We start from the raw sequence: 3,588 nt of genomic DNA, 5'->3' as shown, positions 1-3,588 counted from the left end.
TCTGTGCCTTGAATCTCGGTGGCCAGGCGACCGTCGAGGTAAAAGCGCCGTGTGGTGGCTTGTGCGAAGGGCGCACAATCGATCAGCCGATCCAGTGGGTCGTAGTGGTAGTGGCAGAGCAGGGCTTTTCGATTGGGCATCATCGCCAGGCTTCCTGAATGAGTGTTTCGGTTCAGAGGTTTACTGTGGTGGAAACGGCCGGGCTTGCCTACTAGCAGTACTGATAGGGTCGGCGCCAAGCGCCAGATAAAGTAAATCCGTCAAATGATGCAGGCGATCATGTGGGATCGTATTCACATTGCTGACATCGTGGGTGTGGAATTCATCAGTCTGGATGACGCGCCACGGGGTTATGGCGAGTTCGACGCGGGTGTGCCGAAGAAGTTTGTGATTGATCCGCATAAGTTGTTTAGCGCGGCGTAAGGACAGTAGATGCAACAGGCCGACTTAAGGTCGACCTGTTGCAACTATCCTTTGTTGTTCGTCGCGACAACAATGCTATGAGTTGGATATGTGTAAATTTAGTATTCATAGCGCGAAGTTGTTGTTGAAGATCGCCCTGATCGAATATTGAATATATTTTCGATCACTGGTTGTGGCGGGTGAGAGCTAAGCTCTACGGGGGCAATTTTGACGTCGCGGTACATAGGGGTGCGTATTAACAATTCTCGTGATTCGGGGAAAAATTTGTAATCTGTGTTTAAAACTTTTCGTGAGGGGTTTTTTACATACACCCCGACTAAACCTTTAGTGTTGCGTAAGTTGTGATCTCCTGATCGTAGGTTAGCGAACTTGAGTGCCTTGTGTATGTCTGGTGTCGAATAAAATCCATTACCATAGAAGGTTCCTGCCCCGGTGCCAATGTAACTTTCGTTCAGTCCTGTTGCCTGCATGCTTTTGGCATGTTCTGCTGATGTTCCATGGTATCCAACTAGTTCATACTCGTTGCCGAGGTTTAGGGGCGTGTTGTTGGTGGTATGAATGGCGGGCTTGGCAACCGATGCAGCTTCAGATGTTGATGAAGCCTTGGGGCGCAGCATATTTCTGAGGCCTTTGAAGGGGTTGTATCCTTTAGGGAAGAATGAAAAGTGCCCAGTCGCATCTGTCTGATTCACCGGATCCCCCACGCAATACGCATACGCATTGAGCCCGCCTTCCCCAAACGGGCTCCAACTGTCCGGACTATTAAATCTCATCAACACCGGGTTGAACGCTCGATAACCATTACCCAACAAATAATGTCCGGTCACCGGATCAGACTGCTCGCCGTTAAAGCCAAGCAGGCTGACCAAACCGTTACCCAGCGGTCGATGGCCATAGGGTGCATAGGCCAGTGGACAAGGCGGATTCGCGTTAAGCATGCTCAGCACCGAACGCTGTCGATCCGTCGCGAGCAGTCGGGTTTCCACGGTGCCGCTCTGGCGCTGTTGCTGCGCGAGCAGTTGATCATCGTGTTGCATGATCGAACGCTGCACCGAACCTTGAATCTCGGTGGCCACCCGATCGTTGAGATAGTAACGCTGGGCGCTCGCTTGCTCCGACGGTGCAATAGCAGCCAGCCGATCGATTGGATCGTATCGGTAATGGCAGAGCAGCATTTCACGCTTGGACTGCATGGGCCGGGCTCCTTGAAAAGTCCGAGATTTCACTGTGAGGGAATCGGGCAAGGTTGGCTACTATCAGAACTGATAGGGCCGCCGGACAGTCGCGGTGTCGAATTTCTTTCAGAGCACCGCCAACGCCCATTGATACAGCACCGGCCCAGTCGGCAAGCCGCCGTGCCATTCATCGCGCGGCATCCGGTCTTTCACGTTTTATCTACGTGAGCGAGATAAAAATGGCTGCACGCCTGAGGAACATGCCGGCAGAAGCCGAGTCAAAACGGCAGATTTTTCCGCCCATTGCTGGGCGGTTTTCATGGCACAAGAGGATGTCTGGATGAGGATTTCACGCGGTTTTGCACTGGCATCGCTCATGACCCTGGCGGCCAGCCCGGTCTTTGCCCAGTTCAACCTGAGCGATGCGGCCAATGCCATCTCGGGCATGAAGGGCGATAACGCCGCCACAGCGGCTGCGCCGACGTCGCAGACTGCCGGTTTGCTGGGTGTGCTCAGCCAGTTGAACGTGACACCACAACAAGCCGTTGGCGGCACCGGCGCGATGCTCGGTCTGGCGAAGAATCAATTGAGTTCGACCGACTATTCGGAACTGGCCAAAAACGTACCGGGCATCGACGCGCTGTCTGGCGGGGGAGAGCTGGGTGCCCTCGCCGGTTTGCTCGGTTCATCCGGCAAGGCGGCTGGTCTGGACAACGCCTTGGGTAACGTCAAGGACACCAACGACCTGAACAATGCGTTCAGCGCGTTGGGCATGGACAGCGGCATGATCGGTCAGTTTGCCCCGCTGATTCTGCAATACCTCGGTCAGCAGGGCGTCGGCGGTTCGCTGCTGCAGAACCTGGGCGGAATCTGGGGCGCCGGCAGCTGATTCAGCGGCGCTCGGCGCGCAAGGCGTCGATGCGTCGGTCCTTCTCGATCCAGAGCTGATTGACCCAGTTCTGGACCGTTTCGCGAAACACCGGATCGTTCTCGTAATCGCCCTGCCACAACGCGGGGTCGAGTTCGCGGGTGTTGATGTCGATGATGACCCTCGGCACGTTGCCGCTGATCAAATCCCAAAAACCCGGAATCTTCTGCTGCGGATACACCACCGTCACATCGAGAATGGCGTCCAGCTGTTCACCCAACGCCGCCAGCACAAACGCCACGCCGCCGGCCTTGGGCTTGAGCAAATGGGTGAACGGTGATTGCTGCTGAGTGCTTTTCGCCGCCGTGAACCGGGTGCCTTCCAGGTAATTGACCACCGTCACTGGCTGGCGCTTGAACAGTTCGCACGCGGCTTTGGTGATTTCCAGATCCTTGCCGGCAAGCGTCGGGTTCTTCGCCAGAAACGCTTTGGTGTAGCGCTTCATGAACGGGTAATCCAGCGCCCACCATGCCAAACCGAGGAAAGGCACCCAGATCAGTTCTTTCTTGAGAAAGAATTTGAAGAACGGCGTGCGCCGGTTGAGGGTATGGATCAACGCCGGGATATCCACCCACGACTGATGGTTGCTGATCACCAGATAGGAGGTGTCAACCCGCAGGTCAGCGCCGCCGCGAATGTCCCATTGCGTGGGGATGCACAGGCGGAAGATCAGCTTGTCGATTTCGGCCCAGGTCTCGGCGATCCACATCACCGCATTTGATGCGTAATCGCGCAAGCGACCTGGCAGGACCAGTTTGAGCAGGGCAAACACCATTAGCGGCCCGAACAGAACCAGGGTATTGAGCAACAGCAGCAGGGTAACGAAACAGCCGGTGAGCAGGCGGCGCATAAGTAACTCTTGAAAGCGTTTGGGCGCGCCATGATAAGCAGCTTCGGGCGACAGGCCAAATCGGTGGTGACGAATGTTTCACCTTTGTCTCGGTATATTTCGAGGCCATTCAGATCAAATTGCTCCAGTGACTGTTCTGGCCTCTTCGCGGGCAAGCCACGCTCCCACAGGGTTTTGTATCGCTCACAGAATTGCGATGCGACACAAAACCC

Annotated in this window: 3 protein-coding genes and 1 pseudogene; 2 read left to right on the top strand and 2 right to left on the bottom strand. The window is 55.4% G+C overall.

The window, feature by feature from the left end:
* Window positions 1–258: 258 nt before the first annotated feature.
* A pseudogene (locus Q7W83_RS25965) lies at window positions 259–423 on the top strand (formaldehyde dehydrogenase, glutathione-independent); the annotation flags it as partial.
* A gap of 98 nt (window positions 424–521) precedes the next feature.
* Here Q7W83_RS25965 and Q7W83_RS25960 read toward each other — a convergent pair.
* The gene (locus Q7W83_RS25960; protein WP_473657834.1) at window positions 522–1,616 is read right to left on the bottom strand and encodes an RHS repeat-associated core domain-containing protein; all 1,095 of its coding nucleotides are present in this window, start codon (window positions 1,614–1,616) and stop codon (window positions 522–524) included.
* A 322-nt stretch (window positions 1,617–1,938) separates the two neighbouring features.
* Between Q7W83_RS25960 and Q7W83_RS25955 the strand changes: the two genes are divergently transcribed.
* Entirely contained in the window at window positions 1,939–2,487 is a 549-nt protein-coding gene (locus tag Q7W83_RS25955; RefSeq protein WP_150634803.1) for a DUF2780 domain-containing protein, read from the top strand.
* Window position 2,488: 1 nt separating this feature from the next.
* Here Q7W83_RS25955 and Q7W83_RS25950 read toward each other — a convergent pair whose 3' ends face one another.
* Window positions 2,489–3,376, bottom strand: coding sequence for an acyltransferase (locus Q7W83_RS25950; protein WP_150634802.1), 888 nt, complete (start codon window positions 3,374–3,376; stop codon window positions 2,489–2,491).
* Window positions 3,377–3,588 lie beyond the last annotated feature (212 nt).

It is taken from the genome of Pseudomonas sp. 300 (assembly GCF_055803035.1).
The sequence above is the reverse complement of the archived record's forward strand: the minus strand, read 5'-3'. Positions and strand labels throughout refer to the sequence as shown.